At 71.0% G+C, this 18632-nt stretch carries 17 protein-coding genes; 8 read left to right on the top strand and 9 right to left on the bottom strand.

All coding sequences use genetic code 11. The features are described 5' to 3' along the window. The first annotated feature begins 81 nt into the window (after window positions 1-81). On the top strand, window positions 82-636 hold the full coding sequence (locus tag ACNYS0_RS10520; RefSeq protein WP_422472628.1) for a MarR family winged helix-turn-helix transcriptional regulator: 555 nt from the start codon (window positions 82-84) through the stop codon (window positions 634-636). Beyond that, a complete protein-coding gene (locus ACNYS0_RS10515; RefSeq protein ID WP_422472626.1) occupies window positions 633-3170 on the top strand; it encodes an MFS transporter in 2538 nt (845 codons plus the stop codon). Before ACNYS0_RS10520 ends, ACNYS0_RS10515 begins: the two co-directional genes overlap by 4 nt. 94 nt (window positions 3171-3264) lie before the next feature. Here the strand turns inward: ACNYS0_RS10515 and ACNYS0_RS10510 are convergent, their stop codons facing one another. After that, complete coding sequence (locus ACNYS0_RS10510) at window positions 3265-3603, bottom strand: hypothetical protein (RefSeq protein ID WP_422472624.1); 339 nt, start codon at window positions 3601-3603, stop codon at window positions 3265-3267. 241 nt (window positions 3604-3844) lie between these two features. Here ACNYS0_RS10510 and ACNYS0_RS10505 point away from each other — a divergent pair, with 241 nt between their 5' ends. Next, on the top strand, window positions 3845-4780 hold the full coding sequence (locus ACNYS0_RS10505; protein WP_422472622.1) for an RNA polymerase sigma-70 factor: 936 nt from the start codon (window positions 3845-3847) through the stop codon (window positions 4778-4780). Window positions 4781-4810: 30 nt separating this feature from the next. Here the strand turns inward: ACNYS0_RS10505 and ACNYS0_RS10500 are convergent, their stop codons facing one another. After that, window positions 4811-5971 carry a magnesium and cobalt transport protein CorA gene (locus ACNYS0_RS10500; RefSeq protein WP_422472620.1) on the bottom strand — a complete coding sequence of 387 codons (1161 nt, stop codon included), beginning with the start codon at window positions 5969-5971 and terminating at the stop codon, window positions 4811-4813. Window positions 5972-6098: 127 nt separating this feature from the next. Between ACNYS0_RS10500 and ACNYS0_RS10495 the strand changes: the two genes are divergently transcribed. After that, complete coding sequence (locus ACNYS0_RS10495; protein WP_422472618.1) at window positions 6099-7223, top strand: winged helix DNA-binding domain-containing protein; 1125 nt, start codon at window positions 6099-6101, stop codon at window positions 7221-7223. A 9-nt stretch (window positions 7224-7232) separates the two neighbouring features. Here the strand turns inward: ACNYS0_RS10495 and ACNYS0_RS10490 are convergent, their stop codons facing one another. Together ACNYS0_RS10490 and ACNYS0_RS10485 are read right to left on the bottom strand one after the other, a co-directional pair. Beyond that, on the bottom strand, window positions 7233-7877 hold the full coding sequence (locus ACNYS0_RS10490) for a LysE family translocator (RefSeq protein ID WP_422482573.1): 645 nt from the start codon (window positions 7875-7877) through the stop codon (window positions 7233-7235). Between the two features lie 110 nt (window positions 7878-7987). Beyond that, window positions 7988-8809, bottom strand: a complete 822-nt coding sequence (locus ACNYS0_RS10485) for a helix-turn-helix transcriptional regulator (RefSeq protein ID WP_422482571.1) — start codon at window positions 8807-8809, stop codon at window positions 7988-7990. A 145-nt stretch (window positions 8810-8954) separates the two neighbouring features. Here ACNYS0_RS10485 and ACNYS0_RS10480 point away from each other — a divergent pair, with 145 nt between their 5' ends. Then, the gene (locus ACNYS0_RS10480) at window positions 8955-10496 is read left to right on the top strand and encodes an AMP-binding protein (RefSeq protein ID WP_422472616.1); all 1542 of its coding nucleotides are present in this window, start codon (window positions 8955-8957) and stop codon (window positions 10494-10496) included. Here the strand turns inward: ACNYS0_RS10480 and ACNYS0_RS10475 are convergent. Further along, the gene (locus ACNYS0_RS10475) at window positions 10493-11182 is read right to left on the bottom strand and encodes a ScbR family autoregulator-binding transcription factor (RefSeq protein ID WP_422472614.1); all 690 of its coding nucleotides are present in this window, start codon (window positions 11180-11182) and stop codon (window positions 10493-10495) included. The genes ACNYS0_RS10480 and ACNYS0_RS10475 overlap by 4 nt on opposite strands. Window positions 11183-11408: 226 nt before the next feature. Here ACNYS0_RS10475 and ACNYS0_RS10470 point away from each other — a divergent pair, with 226 nt between their 5' ends. Then, window positions 11409-12239 (top strand): AfsR/SARP family transcriptional regulator, encoded by an 831-nt coding sequence (locus ACNYS0_RS10470; RefSeq protein ID WP_422472612.1) that lies wholly within the window; start codon window positions 11409-11411, stop codon window positions 12237-12239. A gap of 45 nt (window positions 12240-12284) precedes the next feature. On the opposite strand, the gene ACNYS0_RS10465 is transcribed toward ACNYS0_RS10470, so the two are convergent. Beyond that, entirely contained in the window at window positions 12285-12728 is a 444-nt protein-coding gene (locus ACNYS0_RS10465) for an iron chaperone (RefSeq protein ID WP_422472610.1), read from the bottom strand. 54 nt (window positions 12729-12782) lie between these two features. Next, window positions 12783-13400 carry a VOC family protein gene (locus ACNYS0_RS10460; protein WP_422472608.1) on the bottom strand — a complete coding sequence of 206 codons (618 nt, stop codon included), beginning with the start codon at window positions 13398-13400 and terminating at the stop codon, window positions 12783-12785. 247 nt (window positions 13401-13647) lie between these two features. Here ACNYS0_RS10460 and ACNYS0_RS10455 point away from each other — a divergent pair, with 247 nt between their 5' ends. Then, window positions 13648-15258 (top strand): AMP-binding protein, encoded by a 1611-nt coding sequence (locus ACNYS0_RS10455; protein ID WP_422472606.1) that lies wholly within the window; start codon window positions 13648-13650, stop codon window positions 15256-15258. Window positions 15259-15282: 24 nt separating this feature from the next. Here the strand turns inward: ACNYS0_RS10455 and ACNYS0_RS10450 are convergent, their stop codons facing one another. Both ACNYS0_RS10450 and ACNYS0_RS10445 read right to left on the bottom strand, forming a co-directional pair. Then, window positions 15283-15789, bottom strand: a complete 507-nt coding sequence (locus tag ACNYS0_RS10450; RefSeq protein ID WP_422472604.1) for a GNAT family N-acetyltransferase — start codon at window positions 15787-15789, stop codon at window positions 15283-15285. A 70-nt stretch (window positions 15790-15859) separates the two neighbouring features. Further along, window positions 15860-16552 (bottom strand): hypothetical protein, encoded by a 693-nt coding sequence (locus ACNYS0_RS10445; RefSeq protein WP_422472602.1) that lies wholly within the window; start codon window positions 16550-16552, stop codon window positions 15860-15862. A gap of 273 nt (window positions 16553-16825) precedes the next feature. On the opposite strand from ACNYS0_RS10445, the gene gcl reads away from it, so the two are divergent. Then, entirely contained in the window at window positions 16826-18604 is a 1779-nt protein-coding gene (gene gcl, locus ACNYS0_RS10440) for a glyoxylate carboligase (RefSeq protein WP_422482569.1), read from the top strand. Window positions 18605-18632: the final 28 nt, after the last annotated feature.

Here is an 18632-nt window from a genome sequence, read left to right as displayed (position 1 = left end):
CCAGGAAAGGGGGCTACACTCACTTGCTCGATACAAGCTTGCTCGATACAAGCAACTGAAGTGCGAATCCGGGAGGCGGTCGTGGACAAGGGGACGGTCCATGACCGTGAAGCAGCGGACGACCACCTGGAGACGGGAAGCGCGAGTGCCGAGGACGCCGCGGCGGGACTCGGCACACAGCTGGTGCGGTTCTCGAGACTGCTGACTGCCTACCGGCAGAAGGCCAGGTTCGAGAGCCGGGCCGGTGAACGGGTACTCCTCGCCAAGCTGGTGCGCGACGGCGAACGCCGCGCCACCGACCTGGCCGCCGCGACCTTCCTCGACCTGTCGACGGTCAGTCGTCAGGTGCGGGCCATGGTCGACAAGGGACTCGTCGAACGGCGTCCCGACCCGGAGGACCGGCGGGGCGCGCTGCTGCGCGCCACCGCCGCCGGGACGGCCGTGTTCGAGGAGTACCGGCGCCAGCGCGACGCGGGTTTCGCCCGCCTCCTCGAGCCCTGGCCCGAGGAGGACAGGTACCAGCTGATCCGGCTGCTCTCCCGCCTCAATGACGATCTGGAAGAGTTTGAATACGCGCGTCACGAGCCCGGCCACGTGCCCGGGCCCGGTGGCGAGCAGGGAGCAACGCAAGAATGACTGAGGCCGTGTCCGCGTCCCGCGGAGACACCGCTACCCAAGCCATATCCACCCCCCAACAGACCCCCATGTCCGGCGGCCTGAGCCACCGGCAGATCCTGACGATCCTCAGCGGCCTGATGCTGGGGATGTTCCTGGCCGCTCTCGACCAGACCATCGTCTCCACCTCGATCCGCACCATCGCGGACGACCTCGACGGCCTCAGCCAGCAGGCCTGGGCGACGACGGCGTACCTGATCACTTCGACGATCTGCACGCCGCTGTACGGCAAGCTGTCCGACCTGCACGGCCGCAAGCCGTACTTCCTGGCCGCGATCAGCATCTTCATCGTCGGCTCGGCGCTGTGCACCTTCTCGACGTCGATGCCGGAACTCGCCGCGTTCCGCGCGGTGCAGGGCATCGGCGCCGGCGGCCTGATGTCGCTCGCGCTCGCGATCATCGGCGACATCGTGCCGCCGCGCGAACGGGCCCGCTATCAGGGCTACATGCTCGCCACCTTCGCCACGTCCAGCGTCGCGGGGCCGCTCATCGGCGGCGCCCTCGCCGGACAGGACAGCATCCTCGGCGTCACCGGCTGGCGCTGGGTGTTCCTGGTGAACGTGCCGATCGCGATCGTCGCGCTGTTCGTCGTCGCCAAGGTGCTCAACATCCCGCACGTCCGCCGCGACCGGAAGATCGACTGGTGGGGCGCGGTCACCATCGCGCTCGGCGTCGTCCCGCTGCTGCTCGTCGCCGAACAGGGCCGCGAGTGGGGCTGGGGCTCCACCGGCTCGATCGTCTGCTACGTCATCGGCGGCGTCGGCATCGTCTCGTGGATCTTCGTGGAGCGGGCGGTCGGTGACGACGCGCTCATCCCGATGCGGCTGTTCCGCAACGCCATCTTCAGCAAGACCAGCTTCCTGTCCGTGCTGATCGGCGCGGGCATGTTCGGCGGCATGCTGATGATCCCGCAGTACCTCCAGATCGTGAAGGGCGCGAGCCCCACCAAGTCCGGTCTCGAGATGCTGCCGCTGATGGCGGGCATGATGATCGCGTCGATCATCTCCGGCCAGATCACCGGGAAGACCGGCCGCTACAAGATCTTCCCGACCCTCGGCACCCTCTTCATGGTCGCGGCGCTGCTGCTCTTCCACTTCAAGGTCGAGTGGGACACCCCGCTGTGGGAGACCATGCTCTACATGGGGCTCTTCGGCCTGGGCCTCGGCTGCTGCATGCAGACGCTGGTGCTCGCGGTGCAGAACGCCGTGCCGCCGCAGGACATGGGTGTGGCGACCGCGTCGTCCACGTTCTTCCGGCAGATGGGCGCCACCGCCGGTACGGCGATCTTCCTGTCCGTCCTCTTCTCGAACGTCGGCGACAAGATTGCCGACGCCTTCAAGTCTGCCGCGAAGACCCAGGACTTCCAGGCCGCGCTGCACGACCCCTCGGTCGTCCACGACCCGGCCAACAAGCCGGTCTTCGACATGCTCAAGGGCTCCGGCGGGGGCGGCAGCGGGGTGCTGAGCGACTCCTCGTTCATCCAGCATCTCGACCCGCGCCTCGCGGAGCCCTTCAAGCAGGGCTTCGCGGACGCCATGCACGTGGTGTTCCTCATCGCCGCGTGCGTCATCGTCCTCGCGTTCCTGATGGTCCTGTGGACCAAGGAGGTCCCGCTGCGCACGATGTCGGGTCTCCAGGCGCGCGAGGCGGCCGAGAAGGGGGAGGCGGGGCAGACGGCCCCCGAGTCCGCCCCGGCCCCCGCACCCACGCCCGCCGTACCGGCCGACGCCGTGTCCGCGGACGCCTCGGCGGGCATCAGGGGCTACGCCCGTGAACGCGACGGCTCGCCGCTCGTCGGCGCGGTCGTCACGCTGATCGACCTGAGGGGCGGCCAGCTCGGCCGTACGACGACGGGGCCCGACGGCGCGTACCTGCTCCCGGCCCCCGCCGGTGGCACGTACGTCCTGATCGGCTCCGCGGGCTCCCGGCAGCCGCAGGCCAGCACGCTGACGGTCGGCGAGGGCTTCCTCGACTTCGACCTGATGCTGGCCGGGGCCGCGGGCCTGACCGGAACCGTCGTCGAGGCGGCGGGCGAACTCCCCGTGCCGGGTGCGCTGGTGATCGCCACCGACGTGCGCGGTGAGGTGCTCGCCTCCGCGGCCGCGGACGCCACGGGCGCCTTCGCCTTCGGCGACCTGGCTCCCGGCGGTTACACCCTCGCGGTGAGCGCGGAGGGCCACCGGCCCACGGCCCTCGCGGTCGAGGTGGTCAGCGGCGGCCCGAACCGCTGCGAGGTCCGCCTGGTCCCCGGTGCCCGCGTCCACGGCGTGGTCCGCGCCTCCGGCGAGCCGCTGAACGACGCCCGCGTCACCCTCCTCGACGCGGCGGGCAACACGGTCGGCACGGCGGTCACGGGCATCGACGGCGCCTACGCCTTCGACGACCTCGACGCCGGCCAGTACACCGTCGTCGCCAGCGGCTACGCCCCGCAGGCCCTCCCGCTGACCCTCAACGGCAACGGCAGGAACGACGCGGACGTGGAGCTGAGCCACTGACGCGCTGAACTCAGGCGCGGCGAAGGCCGTGGCCCGATACCCGGGACGACCGGGGGCCGGGTCACGGCCTTCGGCATGCGCCCATCCGCACGGACTACGTCCACGCGACGGCCACCACGGCCGCGGCCGCCGTGAACGTCCCCACGCCGTAGAAGGCCCACGGCCGCTTGCCGCGCATGCCCACCACCGCGATCACCGCCACCAGGACGTCCAGGCCCAGCTTCACCGCCGTCTTCGCTTCGTCCACCGGCAGGTCGAGCGACATCCGGGTCCACACGAGCCCCGCGCCCGTGACCAGTTGCACGACCGCGCTGCTCACCATGTAGCCGCCGGCCACCGGGTCCTTGCCGCGCAGCTGGAAGAAGATGCCACCCAGGAGCGCGGCGAACCCGAAGAGGTGGAAGACGAGGAACACGTACCGCAGGATCTCCATGCCAGTGGTCTCTCTGTAGGGACGGACTTCGGGTACTGCCGTTCATCGGGTACTGCCGTTCACGGGACGAGGCAGCCCGCCGACCTGTGACACGAGCGGTGGCAGACGTCGCGCGCGGGAGAGGGGGAGGATGGGCTCCCAGTTCCGCCGAACCGCCGCCGGGGCCCGCCCCGGGGAGCCATGATCAGGACGGGCGGGCCGCACACCGGGTGCGGGCGGCCGGACGCGGGGGAGAGTCGACGTGGCCAAGGTGGAGGAGTTCGAGGAGCTGCGGCCGCTGCTGTTCTCGATCGCGTACCGGATCCTCGGCAGCGTGAGCGAGGCGGAGGACGCGGTGCAGGAGAGCTGGCTGCGCTACGACGCCTCGACCGCCAGACCGGAATCGACCAAGGCGTACTTGTCGACCGTCGTGACCCGGATCGCGATCGACGTCCTGCGCTCCGCCCGCGTGCGACGCGAGCAGTACCCCGGAACGTGGCTGCCCGAGCCGCTGCTCGACGATCCGTACGAGGACCCGGCCCGCGCGGCGGAGTTGTCCGACTCGGTGTCGATGGCGGCGCTGCTGCTCCTGGAGCGGCTGAGCCCCCTGGAGCGTTCGGTGTTCGTGCTGCGGGACGTCTTCGGCTTCGGCTACGACGAGATCGCCGAGGCCGTGGACCGCTCGGAGGCGGCGTGCCGTCAACTGCTCGTACGGGCCCGTCGCCACATGCGCGAGGGGCGGCCCCGCTTCGAGGCCGACGTCCGGGAACGGCAGGAGCTCGCGGAGCGGTTCTTCGACGCGCTGTCGCACGGCGACGTGGACGGACTCCAGAGCCTGCTGGCCGCCGACGTCCAGCTCGTCGGGGACGGCGGGGGCAAGGCCCCGCAGCTGGCCAGGGCCGTCGCCGGCGCGGCGAACGTGGCCCGGCTGCTCGCCACCGTCCACCCGCTGATGGCCCTGACCGGCATCACCTGGGAGCCGCGCGAGATCAACGGCCGTCCCGGAGCGCTCTTCCGCGACCGCGACGGTAAGGTCCTGCGCGTCTTCGTCCTCGACATGCGGGGCGGGCGGATCGAGATCATCCGCTCGGTCCTCAACCCGGACAAGCTCGGCCACCTGGGCCCGGTCGCCGATGCCTGGGCCGTCGACCGGGAGATCCGGGAGGTACGCCGCAACCAGCGGCAGGCGCGGGCCTAGGATCCGTCAGAAGGGCCCTGGGGCCGGCCCTCAGAGCCAGTCCCGCCTCTTGAAGATCACATACAGGCTGACGCAGACCACGCCCATCAGACCGATCGCGAACGGGTACCCGAAGCCCCAGCCCAGCTCCGGCATGTTCTCGAAGTTCATGCCGTAGATCGTGCCGACGAGGGTCGGGGCGAAGAGGATGGCCGCCCAGGAGGAGATCTTCTTGATCTCCTCGTTCTGCTCGAAGCCGGCCTCCGCCAGCGCCCGCATCTCCGCGTTCTGCTGCTGGGTGACCAGCGTCGCGTTCACCGTGAGGATGTCGGCGAGGGCCTGGCGGAAGGAGTCGACGCGTTCGCTGGTGTGCGTGACATGGTCGGCCACGTCGCGGAGGTAGCGCTGGAGCTCCTCGTCCGTGCCGTACTTCGCGAAGCCCGCCATCAGGGCGTGCAGCATGCCGACCAGCGGGCGGGTCGCGCGCTGGAACTCGACCATTTCGCGGGAGAGTTCGTAGATGCGGCGGGAGACGGCGGGGGCGCCGGAGAAGACCTCCGTCTCGATCTCGTCGACGTCGTTCTGGACGCCGGACACCACCGGCGCGTAGCCGTCGACGACCGCGTCCAGGATGGCGTAGAGGACGGCCTCCGGGCCGAGCCGGAGCAGCTCGGGCGTCGCCTCCATGCGGCGGCGGACCGCCGAGAGGTCGGGGGCCGCGCCGTGCCGGACCGTGATGACGAAGTCGGGGCCCACGAACACGTGCAGCTCGCCGAAGTCGACCTCCTCCGGCGCGTCCAGGTAGCGGGCCGCGCGCAGGACGACGAAGAGGGTCTCGCCGTAGCGCTCCAGCTTCGGACGCTGATGCGCCTCAAGCGCGTCCTCGACCGCGAGGCCGTGCAGGTCGAACTCCGCCGCCAGCGACTTGAGTTCCGAGTCGGAGGGGCGGGCCAGGCCGATCCACGCCATGGTGCGCGGCTTCTCGCGCAGTTGCCGGTAGGTGTCCGTGAGGGTCTCGGGGGTCGCCACCCGCACCCCGTCCCGGTACAGCGCCGCGTTCACCACGCTGACCTGCTCCTGCGGCGCCGGGTCGGTCGCGGGCGCGGCGGCCGGTTCGGAGGACGGGGGCGCCGGGGCGGCCGCGCGGCGCCAGGAGTAGCGGCGCGCCCCATTGTGCTCGCTTCGGCCGGCTCGGCCCTGCCTTCGTGGCATCGCCGCCTCCCTCCGTGATCGAATGACTGACGCTGACGGGTCCCCGGCAGGGTAACCAGCGAAGATGACGGCAGGGTGCAGCGCATCGCGGACAGCACCTGACCTACTTTCCCGTTACGTTCCCCGTATGACGACGAAGCCGCTGACCGCCCGCGCCCTGGGACGCGCCACCCTGGAGCGCCAACTCCTGCTCGACCGCCGCCCGCTGAGCGCCGAGGACGCCGTCCACCGGCTCCTCGGGCTCCAGGCGCAGGAGGTCAGGCCGCCGTATCTCGCGCTCGCCGCCCGCCTCGCCGACTTCACCCCCGCCGCGCTCTCCACCGCCCTGGAACAGCGCCGCGTGGCCCGCCTCGTCACCATGCGCTCCACCATCCACCTGCACACCGCCGACGACTGCATGACGCTGCGCCCCCTCGTGCAGGCCGCCCGCGACCGGGAGTTGCGGATGTTCCGCAAGGGCCTCGCAGGGGTCGACCTGGACCGGCTCACCGACCTGACCCGGCGCTACGTCGAGGAGGAGCCGCGCACCCCGAAGGAGATCCGGGAACTGCTCCTGAAGCACTGGCCCGAGGCCGACCCGCAGGCCCTCACCATCGCGGCCCGCGGCCGCCTCCCGCTCGTCCAGGTCACGCCGCGCGGGCTGTGGCGGCGCAGCGGCGGGGTGCGCCTGACCACCGCCGAGCAGTGGTTCGACCGGCCCACCGAGCCGGCGCCCGCCCCCGACGACACGGTCCTGCGCTATCTCGGCGCCTTCGGGCCCGCCTCCGTGAAGGACTTCCAGCAGTGGGCCGGCATCACCCGCACCAAGGAGGCCTTCGAGCGGCTGCGGCCCCGCCTGGTCACCTTCCGCGACGAGCACGGCGTCGAGCTCTTCGACCTGCCCGACGCGCCCCGCCCCGACGAGGACACGCCCGCGCCGCCGCGCCTGCTCGCCGAGTTCGACAACCTCCTCCTGTCCCACGCCGACCGCACCCGCGTCATCCACGAGTTCGACCGGGGCCGCAACTGGCAGGTGAACACCGCCTACTTGACCTTCCTCGTCGACGGGTTCCTCGCCGGTCTGTGGACCTTGAAGGAGAGCAAGGAGGGAAAGAAGAGCGGCGGGGACGCGGGCAGTGTGCTCACCCTCGAACCCTTCCGGAAGCTCACGCGCGCCCAGCGGGACGAACTCGTCGCCGAAGCGGAGCGCACCGCCGCCGTCCTGGAGGCTCCGGGGCCGCTCTCCGTGGACTTCGGCACCGTCCGCACGTGAAGGCGGAGGTCAGTCCGCGCGGCCCGTCGCCGCCACCGTCACACCGAGGCCTATCAGCGCGAAGCCGCCCGTACCGCCGATCAACGACAGTCGCCGGTCCGAACGCGCGAACCAGGCGCGGGCCGCCGACGCGGTGAGCCCCCACAGCGTGTCCGTGACCAGGCCTATGGAGATCGGGATCAGGCCCAACAGGAGCATCTGCGCGGTGACATGACCCGCCTCGTGGTTCACGAACTGGGGGAGCACCGCCGCGAAGAAGACGATGCCCTTCGGGTTCGTGACCCCCACCAGCACCCCGTCGCCCACCGTGCGCAGGTCGCCGCGCGGCGGTCCTGCCGGGCCGCGGATGTCCGAGGCCCTCAGGTCCCGCCGGTGCCGGAACGCCTGCACCCCCAGGTGCACGAGGTACGCCGCGCCCGCCAGCTTCACCGCCAGGAACAGCCCCGCCGACCGCTCGACCAGCGCGCCGATCCCCAGCGCCACCGCCACGACCAGCAGATACGAGCCGACGACATTGCCGAGCGCCGTCGCCACCGCCGTACGCCGCCCGTGCGCGAGCGCCCGCCCGATCACGAACAGCACGCTCGGCCCCGGAACCACGATCACCAGCAGCGACATCGCCGCAAACGCCAAGTACCGGTCCATGGACACCATGCCCGCCACGCGCCCCGCCCCCTCTCGGTCCGCTCCCTCGCGACCTCGTCCTCATCCCACGTGGACCATTGAAGCCCACGCCACCGACAATCGCCCGGGCTCCGGCAGACCTACGGCAGCATCCCCGCCCGCCGGGCCGCCACTACGGCCTCGCCGCGCGTGTGCGTCCCCAACTTCCGCATGGCCGAGCGCAGATACCCCTTCACCGTCTCCGGGCGCAGGCCGAGCCGCTCGCCCGCCGCCGCGTTCGTCGCGCCCGCCGCCACGCACGCCAGCACGTCCACCTCCCGGGGCGCGAGCGTCACCGGCGCCTCCGCGGGGGCCGGCACCGGGTCGGAGGCGGCCGCCAGCCTGCCGCACACCGCGAGCAGTTCGCGGCGCAGCGCGGGATCGGCGAGCTTCGGGGCGAGGGCCCGCAGCGCCCCGTGCGCCTCCCTGACCTCCTCCCACGCCCCGGCGTCCGCGCTCGCCGGGGCCTGCGTCACGGACAGCAGCGACTGCACCTCGTCGCGCACCAGAAGCGCCTGCTCGACGTCGCGCGCCGCCGCCACCGCCGCGTCCAGCGCCCGGTCACCGAGCGGCCGGGCCGTACGCAGCGCCCCGTACAGGACACCCCGCACCCGGCGCCGTACGACGACGGGCACCGCGAGGACCGAGTGCAGGCCCTCGGCCGCGACCGCGGCGTCGTACTCGTGGCTGATGTGCCGCGAGCCGTGGTAGTCGGTGACGGCGCACGCCCTGGCGAGCGTCAGGGCCTTGCCGCCCAGGCCGTTGCCCGCCGCGACGCCGAGGCCGCGCAGCGCGCCCGTCGCCGCGCCGCTGAGCTCCGCGATCCGCACCTGCCCCGCCGTCCGCCCCGCGCCGGCGGTCAGCCCGCCGAACGCCACCGGGAGGCCCGTGCCCCGGCGCAGCCGCACCAGGGCCGCGCGCATCTCGACCGCCTCGGCGGTTGCCGTGCTCACCCGTCCATCACCTCGCCGCGCACTGTTCACCCCCGTATGGGGGTGGTGAGACCTGCGTCACCCCCTACACGATGGCAGAAACGGTCCGCGACAGTACGACTGTGAAGAGGCGACGATGCGTGTACCCATGACGATCACGGACTTCCTGGAGCGGGCGGAACTCGGCTTCCGGGACAGCGTTGGCGTGGTGGACGAGCCGGACCAGCCCGCGCCCGCCGTTCCCACGGCGACGTACGGGACCTTTGCCGAGCGGGTCAGGGCCTGGCAGGCCGGGTTCGACGCGCTCGGCCTGGGGGAGGGCGAGCGGGTGGCGGTGGCGAGCCACAACTCGGCCCGCCTCCTTGAGCTGCTGTTCGCGCTGCCGATGAGCGGGCGGATCTGCGTGCCCCTCAACTTCCGGCTGAAGCCGGACGAGGTCGAGTACATGGTGCGGCAGAGCGGGGCGTCCGCCTTCCTGGTCGATCCGGAACTGGACGGGGCGCTGTCCGGCGTGAAGGCGCGGCACCGCTTCGTGCTCGGCGAGCAGACCGAGACGGAGCTGATGCGCTTCGGCGTCGAGCCCCGCCCGTGGTCCGCGCCCGACGAGGACGCGACGGCGACGATCAACTACACGTCCGGCACCACCGCCCGCCCGAAGGGCGTGCAGCTGACCCACCGCAACATCTGGGTCAACGGCCTGACCTTCGGCCTGCACACGCGGGCCTGGGAGCGGGACGTCTACATGCACACGCTGCCGATGTTCCACTGCAACGGCTGGGGGATGCCGTACGTGATGGCGGGCCTGGGCGTGAAGCAGGTGGTGCTGCGGAAGGTGGACGGCGCCGAGATCCTGCGCCGGATCGACGAGCACGGGGTCACGCTGATGTGCGGGGCGCCCGCCGTGTGGAAGGCGGCCCTGGACGCGGCGGCGGACTGGCAGGGTCCTGTGCCGGGCCGCGACCGGGTGCGGGTCGTGTGCGCGGGCGCGCCGCCGCCGAGCAGGCTGATCCAGCGTGTGGAGGAGGAACTGGGCTGGGAGTTCACGCAGATCTACGGCCTGACGGAGACCTCCCCGCTGCTGACCTTCAACCGCACCCGCCCGCAGGACGCGCATCTGCCCGGTGAGGAGCGGGCGCGCAAGCTCGCGCGGGCGGGGCTGCCAGCGCTCGGCGTGAAGCTGGACGTGTCCGGCACGGGCGAGGTGCTGGCCCGGTCGAACACGGCCCTGGAGGGCTACTGGGAGAAGCCCGAGGAGAGCGAAATCGCCCTGGAGAACGGCTGGTTCCACACCGGCGACGGCGGGTCGCTCGACGAGGAGGACGGCCACCTGACGATCTCGGACCGGAAGAAGGACGTGATCATCACCGGCGGCGAGAACGTCTCGTCCATCGAGGTCGAGGACGTGATCTTCCGGCACCCGGCGGTGGCCGAGGTGGCCGTGATCGGCGTGCCGAGCGAGAAGTGGGGCGAGACGATCAAGGCCCTGGTGGTCCTCGCGGAGGGGCAGTCGCTCACCGAGGCGGAGATCGTCGCGCACTGCAAGGAGCGGATGGCCGGCTACAAGGCGCCGACGAGCGTGGAGTTCCGGGAGTCGATCCCGCGGACGGCGACCGGGAAGATCCAGAAGTTCAAGCTGCGCGAGCCCTACTGGGGCGGACTCGAGCGGGGAGTGAACTAGCGGCTCGGCGGGGCGGGTGCCGCCGCGGCGGACTCCCGCCGACCGCGCTCCCGCAGTTCCTTCAGCTCTGCGAACACCCGCTCCCCGCGCCCGTCCGAGAGGTCGGTGGAAGCGAGTACGGACGACAGGACCACACTGGGCAGCACGTGGCGCAGCATGACGGAGATGCGGTGCTGTAGATCCTGGTAGTTGCACAGGGCCTGGGACATGGCCTGGATGCCGGCGAAGGAGCCCACCATCACGTCGGCGGTCTCCTTCGGCCGCACGTGGGGGAGGAGTTCACCCTGCGCGTGGGCGGCATCGAGGGTCTGGGCGATCGACTCGGCCCAGCGCTCGAAGGCGCCGCTGCGATCGAGGCCGAGCGCCTGCTGGTCGAGCGAGAGCCGCACTCCGGCCCTGACGATCGGGTCGGTCTGCAAGCGGTAGGCGTGCAGCATGCCCATGTCGACCAGTTGCTGCACCTTGCAGGCGCGGGACACGGTCACGTCGCCGTCCTGCGCCGACAGCACGCCCTGGGCGAGGTGCTCCTTCGACTGGAAGTGGAAGTAGAGCGCGCCCTTGGTCACGTCGGCGGCCGTCAGGATCTCGTTGATGGTGGCCGCCTGGTAGCCCCGTTCCTCGAACACGACGGCGGCCGCGGAGAGGATCGCCTGTCGTGTACGGATCGCGCGGTCCTGCATCGCCATCTTCGCTCTCCTTGTACGTGCCGCTGAGGCAGCACTAAAAAAACCGTCCAGTTTGTATTGTGTGAGCGTACGTCATCGCCTTCGCGCCCCGCATCCCTGAAGTGTGCCGGTGAGTGCCCTGGTGTGCGGGTCGGGTGAGGTCGGCTCGCCAGTCGATTGACAAACCGTCCGTGCTGTTTTTTTATCGAGGGGGGGTTCGGATGCCACAGTCACCTGGGGAGACACGATGGACATTGAAGTGCTGGGTTCGCTGTCGGTGCGCGAGAACGGCGTCCAGATCGCTCCCACCGCGCCGAAACCCCGGCAGGTGCTGGCACTGCTCGCACTCAACGCCGACCGCATCGTCCCTGTCCCGATGCTGATCGAGGAGCTGTGGGACGGGCATCCTCCGCGCAGCGCCCGCACCACCCTTCAGACCTACATCCTCCAGCTGCGCGAACTCACCAAGGACGCGCTGCTGCGCGGCGGTGACACGACCACGCGCGCCAAGGACATCCTGGTCACGCTCCCCGGCGGCTACTGCTTGCAGACGCGCGGCGGCACCATCGACTTTCAGGAGCTCGAACGCCGGGCGGGCGCCGGGTATCGCGCGATGGATGCCGAGGACTATCCGGCGGCGGCCCGCAAGCTGCGCGACGCACTCGCGCTGTGGACCGGTTCGGTGCTCGCCGACGTACCCGCGGGCAGCCGGATCGCCCTGGAGGTCAGCCGGCTGGAGGAGACCCGCCTGTATGTCCTCGATCAGCGCATCGAGGCCGATCTGCGTCTGGGCCGCCACCGTGCCCTGCTGGCCGAACTGACCGTGCTGGTCAAGCAGTTCCCCCTGCACGAGAGCCTGCACGGGCAGTTCATGCTCGCTCTCCACCGCTCGGGTCGCCGCGGCGAGGCCCTCGATGTCTACCAGCGCCTGCGCACCACCCTCGTGCGTGAACTGGGCCTCGAGCCCTCCGCGGCCCTCGGCAGGCTCCAGCGCGGCATCCTCATGGCACAGCCCGACACCGGCGTCCTGCCCTCCCCCGAGGCCGACTCCGGCCGCCTCCCCGTGCGGGCCGGTTGACCACCTCCCGCGGTCCCCGGGTTCGCCGCCCCCGTCCGCCCGCCGTCAGCTCACGGCGCGCTTGACCAGGTCCGCGATGCGCTCCTCGTCGGCCTTCGTCAGCTCCGTGATCGCGAACGCCGCCGGCCAGACATGGCCGTCGTCGAGAGCGGCCTGGTCGCTGAAGCCAAGGGTGGCGTACCGCGACTTGAACTTGGCCGCGCTCTGGAAGTGGCACAGCACCTTGCCGTTCTTGGCGTAGGCGGGCATCCCGTACCAGAGCTTCGGGGTCAGCTCGGGGGCGGCGCTCGTGACGACGGCGTGGACGCGCTCGGCGAGCAGACGGTCGGCCTCCGCCATGTCGGCGATCTTCGAGAGCACCTCCTTCTCCGTGTCCGCCCTCGAGGTGCGCGAGCCGCGCTTCGTCTCCTTGGCGCGGTCGTTCATCGCCTCGCGTTCCTCGGCGGTGAAACCCTCGTGCTTCTCGTCGGCCTTCTTCGTGGTGGCCATGTCGGGTGCCCTTTCGTGGTGGGGAACGGTGTCGCGTGCCGGTGGGCGCGGAGGTCAGGCCCCGGTCTCCCAGGCGAAGCCGTCGGGGTCGGTGAAGGCGGCGCCGGTGCTGCCCAGGACGATGCAGTGGGAGCCGGAGCCCTCGGCGTCGACCCCGAGGTCCTTGGCGAGACCCCGGCGCTTGTAGAGCGCCAGCTTCACGGGGCTGGAGTCGTCGGCCTTGAACTCGGTGTACGTGCCGCCGAAGCTCTTGCCCGCGGTCAGGCCCTGCCCCACGTAGAACTGCTTGCTCGCCTTGACGTCCTCGACGCCGAGCAGCAGGACGGTCTCGTCGATGTTCCGGGTGGCCGGGCCGCTGTCCTTCTTCGCGGAGGTCGCGACCTTCCAGATGGTTCCGTCCGGCGCCCGCAGCACCCCGCCGTAGCCCCACAGGGACTTCTCTGCGGGCTTCAGGGCGGTGGCACCGGCGGCGAGCGCGGAGGCGAACAGGGCGTCCACGTCGGCCGGCTGAGAGACCGTCAGCGCAAGGGTGAAGCCCCGGAAGCCCGCGGACGCCGACTCGGAGGCCCGCAGGCGCAGGGTCGAGGCGTCCAGGCCGAACGCCTCCTTGTGGAACTGGGCGGCCGCCGAGGGGTCGGTCACCTCAAGGGTGACGGATGCGAGGGAGGTCATGGCGTTCAAGCTAAGTCCGCGGGGCCCGGCACGGCTTCTTCGTTCGTGCCCGATACGAGAGGCCGTGGACGGGCTCTGCGGCGGTTCACGAGCGATTCTCCAGCGGGCCGCGACACGGTGGCATCCGGTGGGGCAGGTGTGTACCGAAGGGGCGACGGCCGGGCGGCGGTCAAGGCATGCTGGAGCCGATGCAGCGAGCGGCCACCGCCGAGGAGGCGGCCGCCACGTACCACGAGGAGGACCTCAGGTGACCGCACTCTCGTACGCGCACGGGACCAGCGAGGTGCCGCTCCTCGGTGACACCATCGGGCGCAATCTGCGGCGGGCCGTCGAGGCCTGGCCCGAGCGCGAGGCACTCGTCGACATGGCCGACGGGCGGCGCTGGACGTACGCGGAGTTCGGCGCGGCCGTCGAGGAGCTGGCGCGCGGGCTGCTCGCGCGCGGCATCGCCAAGGGCGATCGTGTGGGCATCTGGGCGGTCAACTGCGCCGAGTGGGTGCTCGTGCAGTACGCGACCGCGCGGGTCGGCGCGATCCTCGTGAACATCAACCCGGCCTACCGGGCACACGAGTTGGCCTTCGTGCTCAAGCAGTCGGGCATCTCGCTCCTCGTCTCGTCGACCGAGCACAAGGGCACGGACTATCGCGAGCTGGTCCGGCACGTGGCACCCGAGTGCCCCGAGTTGCGCGACCAGGTCTTCATCGGCACGGACAGCTGGGACGCCCTGATGGCGTCCGCCGGCGGCGCCACCGCCGAGCAACTGGCGTCCCGCGAGGCCGAGTTGTCGTGCGACGACCCGGTCAACCTCCAGTACACCTCCGGCACGACCGGCTTCCCGAAGGGGGCCACGCTCTCCCACCACAACATTCTCAACAACGGTTACTGGGTGGGGGAGACGGTCGGCTACAGCGAGCAGGACCGGGTGTGTCTGCCCGTGCCCTTCTACCACTGCTTCGGCATGGTGATGGGCAACCTCGGAGCCACCTCGCACGGCGCCTGCATCGTCATCCCCGGCCCGTCCTTCGAGCCGGCCGCCACCCTGCGCGCCGTCCAGCAGGAACGGTGCACCTCGCTGTACGGCGTACCGACGATGTTCATCGCCGAGCTGAACCTGCCGGACTTCGCGGAGTACGACCTGGGCAGCCTGCGCACGGGCATCATGGCGGGCTCGCCGTGCCCGGTCGAGGTGATGAAGCGGGTCGTCTCCGAGATGCACATGGCCGAGGTGTCCATCTGCTACGGCATGACCGAGACCTCGCCCGTCTCCCTCCAGACGCGCCGCGACGACGACCTGGAGCGCCGCACCGGCACCGTCGGCCGCGTCCTGCCGCACATCGAGGTCAAGGTGATCGACCCGGTCACCGGCGTCACCCTGCCGCGCGGCGAACCCGGCGAGCTGTGCACGCGCGGGTACGGCGTGATGCTCGGCTACTGGGACGAGCCGGAGAAGACCGCCGAGGTCATCGACGCCGGCCGGTGGATGCACACGGGCGACCTGGCGGTCATCCGGGAGGACGGGTACGCGCAGATCGTCGGGCGCATCAAGGACATGATCATCCGTGGCGGCGAGAACATCTCCCCGCGCGAGATCGAGGAGTTCCTCTACGGCCACCCGAAGATCGCCGACGTGCAGGTCGTGGGCGTGCCGCACGAGAAGTACGGCGAGGAGGTGCTCGCCTGCGTGATCCTGCGGGACCCGGCGGACACGCTGACCCTCGACGACGTGCGCGAGTTCTGCCGCGACCGGCTCGCGCACTACAAGATCCCGAGCCGTCTGCGCCTTCTCGAACGATTCCCGATGACCGTCAGCGGGAAGGTCCGAAAGGTGGAACTCCGAGAGGGGTACGGAGAGTTGTAGAAGGTACAACAGGAAAGAGGGGGCTCACGGCTCCCTTCGCATGCACACCCTGGGCCACCGGTCCAGGCCGTGCTCCGCCTCCGCCGCGCGGATCGCGCGCAGGCCGGGCGTGAGCTCGGCCTCGGTGAGCCGCCGGAAGCCGAGGCGCTCGTAGTACGGGGCGTTCCACGGCACGTCGGCGAACGTGGTCAGGGTGAGACCGGTCAGGCCCTGGCCGCGTGCGCAGTCGGCGGCGCGCGCGATCAGGGTCTGGCCCACACCCCGGCGGGCGGCGTCGGGGTGCACGGTGACCTGTTCGATGTGGAAGGCGCCGTCGACGACCTCGGCGAGCAGGTAGGCGACGACGGTCCCGGAGTCCTCGGCGGCGACCCAGGCGTGCCCCGCCCGCCGGAACCGCTCGAGTTCGGCGATCGTGGGCGGCGCGTCGTCGGCGATGGCGGCCATGCCGAGCGTACGGAAGATCTCGCCCCCGGCCGTCTCGATCGCCTGGAGGCGGGGGAGGTCGGCGGGCTCGGCGCTACGGATGATCACTCGGCAAGTATGCCGAGCCGACCCGGGCCGCTCACGTGCATTCATGCCCCGCTCCGCGCACGGCCCCGCGCTACGCCCCGCCCGCGATCAGCTCGTCCGCCGGGCTGTTCACCGGCTGCGGCACCCCGGCCAGGTCGAGGACGAAGAGCGGGACGCCGAGGGCGCCGGCCCGGGTGCTGGCCTCGTCCGCGTATCCGGCCAGCGAGAAATAGGCGCAGGCCGCGGACTCCGTCATCGACTGGAGCCACAGGCACTCCACGTCGCGCAGTGTCACGGGCCGCACCGACGGCTCGACCTGGGCGACGACCCCGCTCGCCGCGAGCCCGATGCCGGAGGGCGGGCGCTGGTCGGCCCTGCGCACGTCGTCGTAGCCGAGCCAGCGCAGATACAGCGCGACGGCCGTCACGGCGTCGCGCGCGGTGCGGATGGCGACGGGCTGGAACGCGGGGCGCGGGGGCGCGGCGGTGCGCGGCAGCGGGATGTGGGCGGGCGCGGGCGCCTGGTCGTCGTGGACCGGGACGCGCAGCACCGAGCCGCAGGCGCAGCCCAGCTCGGGGCGGGGCCAGCGGTCGTGCCGGCCGCACATGGGGCAGCGCAGCGTCACCCAGTCGTCGTCCCAGGTCCGCTCGGAGACCGGGACGGGGCTGGCGCCGCGCACCATCGGGGGCGCGACGGGCGCTCCACAGGCGCAGGGCAGGGCCTGGGGCGCGTACAGATGCTCGCGCCGGCAGGTGGGGCAGCGCAGGTGGGCGGGCTCGGCCATGGCAACTCCCCCTCGGTCCTGCCCCGGGAACGGATCGACGTCAGTCTCATCATCCACCTTGACGGCCTCCAAAGAGCCCCTCTACATTGCTTCCATATAGCAGAACCTGGTTTCCGCATTATGGAAACAACGGAAACTGGGTGACGGAATTCAGAGCTCGCCGCGGGGCGCGACGGGAGCGCGAATCCGACAGCCACAGCCGTAGCCGTAGTCGTGCAGCTGCACAGCAGCCGTACACAGTCACAGCAGGAGTCGGGAGCACTCATGGCTCGAATGACCGCCGCCCGCGCGGCCGTTGAGATCCTCAAGCGCGAGGGCGTCACGAACGCGTTCGGCGTGCCCGGTGCCGCCATCAACCCCTTCTACAAGGAGCTCAAGGAGAGCGGTGGCATCGACCACACGCTCGCCCGCCACGTCGAGGGCGCCTCGCACATGGCCGAGGGCTACACCCGGACCAACCCGGGCAACATCGGTGTCTGCATCGGCACGTCGGGTCCCGCCGGGACCGACATGATCACCGGCCTGTACTCCGCCACGGGCGACTCGATCCCGATCCTGTGCATCACGGGTCAGGCGCCGAGCCACCTGCTGCACAAGGAGGACTTCCAGGCCGTCGACATCGCCACGATCGCCAAGCCGGTCGCGAAGATGGCGGTCACCGTCCTGGAGGCCGCGCAGGTTCCGGGCATCTTCCAGCAGGCCTTCCACCTGATGCGCTCGGGCCGTCCGGGCCCGGTCCTCATCGACCTGCCGATCGACGTCCAGCAGACGGAGATCGAGTTCGACCCGGAGACGTACGAGCCGCTGCCGGTCTACAAGCCGGCCGCGAGCCGCGCCCAGATCGAGAAGGCGGTCAAGCTCCTCGTCGAGTCCGAGCGGCCGCTGATCGTCGCGGGCGGCGGCATCATCAACGCGGACGCCGGCGACCTGCTCGTCGAGTTCGCCGAGGTCACCAACACGCCCGTGATTCCTACGCTGATGGGCTGGGGCACGATCCCCGACGACCACGACCTGAACGCGGGCATGGTCGGCCAGCAGACCGGTCACCGGTACGGCAACGCCACGTTCCTGGAGTCGGACTTCGTCCTCGGCATCGGCAACCGCTGGGCCAACCGCCACACCGGTTACAAGCTCGACGTCTACCAGGGCGAGCGCAAGTTCGTGCACGTCGACATCGAGCCGACGCAGATCGGCAAGATCTTCGCGCCGGACTACGGGATCACCTCCGACGCCAAGTCGGCCCTGGAACTCTTCGTCGAGGTCGCCAAGGAGCTGAAGGCCGCGGGCAGGCTGCCGGACCGCTCCGCGTGGGTCGCCTCGCACCTGGAGCGCAAGGAGACCCTCCAGCGCCGTACGCACTTCGACGACATCCCCATGAAGCCGCAGCGCGTCTACGAGGAGATGAACAAGGCGTTCGGCAAGGACACGCGGTACGTCACGACGATCGGCCTGTCGCAGATCGCCGGTGCGCAGATGCTGCACGTCTACAAGCCGCGGCACTGGATCAACTGCGGCCAGGCGGGCCCGCTCGGCTGGACGATCCCGGCGGCGCTCGGTGTCGCCAAGGCCGACCCGGACACGCAGGTCGTGGCGCTCTCCGGTGACTACGACTTCCAGTTCATGATCGAGGAGCTGGCGGTCGGTGCGCAGCACCGCATCCCGTACGTCCACGTCCTGGTGAACAACGCGTACCTGGGCCTGATCCGCCAGGCGCAGATCGGCCTGGACATCAACTTCCAGGTCAACCTGGAGTTCGAGAACCAGAACAGCCCCGAGCTGGGCGTCTACGGCGTCGACCACGTCAAGGTCGCCGAGGGCCTCGGCTGCAAGGCGATCCGCGTGACGGACCCGAACGAGCTGGGCAACGCGTTCGAGCAGGCCAAGAAGCTCGCGCAGGAGCACCGGGTGCCGGTCGTCGTGGAGGCGATCCTGGAGCGCATCACGAACATCTCCATGAGCCCCACGGCGGACATCAGCGCGGTCAAGGAGTTCGAGGAGGTGGCCACGGAGCCGGCCCACGCCCCGACGGCCATCCGCCCCCTGAAGGTCTGACCCGTACGTCCCCCAGGGCGGGCCCCCG

Source organism: Streptomyces anthophorae, assembly GCF_049310305.1.
GTDB lineage: Bacteria > Actinomycetota > Actinomycetes > Streptomycetales > Streptomycetaceae > Streptomyces.
Note: the sequence above shows the minus strand (reverse complement) of the source record. Positions and strands in the feature narration are given on the sequence as shown.

Coding starts and splice junctions, on each gene's coding strand:
- ACNYS0_RS10460 (WP_422472608.1), bottom strand. CDS start 13,400: ATGACCTCCCTCGCATCCGTCACCCTTGAGGTGACCGACCCCTCGGCG.
- ACNYS0_RS10500 (WP_422472620.1), bottom strand. CDS start 5,971: ATGCCACGAAGGCAGGGCCGAGCCGGCCGAAGCGAGCACAATGGGGCG.
- ACNYS0_RS10485 (WP_422482571.1), bottom strand. CDS start 8,809: ATGCGCGCGGCCCTGGTGCGGCTGCGCCGGGGCACGGGCCTCCCGGTG.
- ACNYS0_RS10515 (WP_422472626.1), top strand. CDS start 633: ATGACTGAGGCCGTGTCCGCGTCCCGCGGAGACACCGCTACCCAAGCC.
- ACNYS0_RS10470 (WP_422472612.1), top strand. CDS start 11,409: ATGGACATTGAAGTGCTGGGTTCGCTGTCGGTGCGCGAGAACGGCGTC.
- ACNYS0_RS10510 (WP_422472624.1), bottom strand. CDS start 3,603: ATGGAGATCCTGCGGTACGTGTTCCTCGTCTTCCACCTCTTCGGGTTC.
- ACNYS0_RS10445 (WP_422472602.1), bottom strand. CDS start 16,552: ATGGCCGAGCCCGCCCACCTGCGCTGCCCCACCTGCCGGCGCGAGCAT.
- ACNYS0_RS10465 (WP_422472610.1), bottom strand. CDS start 12,728: ATGGCCACCACGAAGAAGGCCGACGAGAAGCACGAGGGTTTCACCGCC.
- gcl (WP_422482569.1), top strand. CDS start 16,826: ATGACCGCCGCCCGCGCGGCCGTTGAGATCCTCAAGCGCGAGGGCGTC.
- ACNYS0_RS10480 (WP_422472616.1), top strand. CDS start 8,955: ATGCGTGTACCCATGACGATCACGGACTTCCTGGAGCGGGCGGAACTC.
- ACNYS0_RS10490 (WP_422482573.1), bottom strand. CDS start 7,877: ATGGTGTCCATGGACCGGTACTTGGCGTTTGCGGCGATGTCGCTGCTG.
- ACNYS0_RS10495 (WP_422472618.1), top strand. CDS start 6,099: ATGACGACGAAGCCGCTGACCGCCCGCGCCCTGGGACGCGCCACCCTG.
- ACNYS0_RS10475 (WP_422472614.1), bottom strand. CDS start 11,182: ATGGCGATGCAGGACCGCGCGATCCGTACACGACAGGCGATCCTCTCC.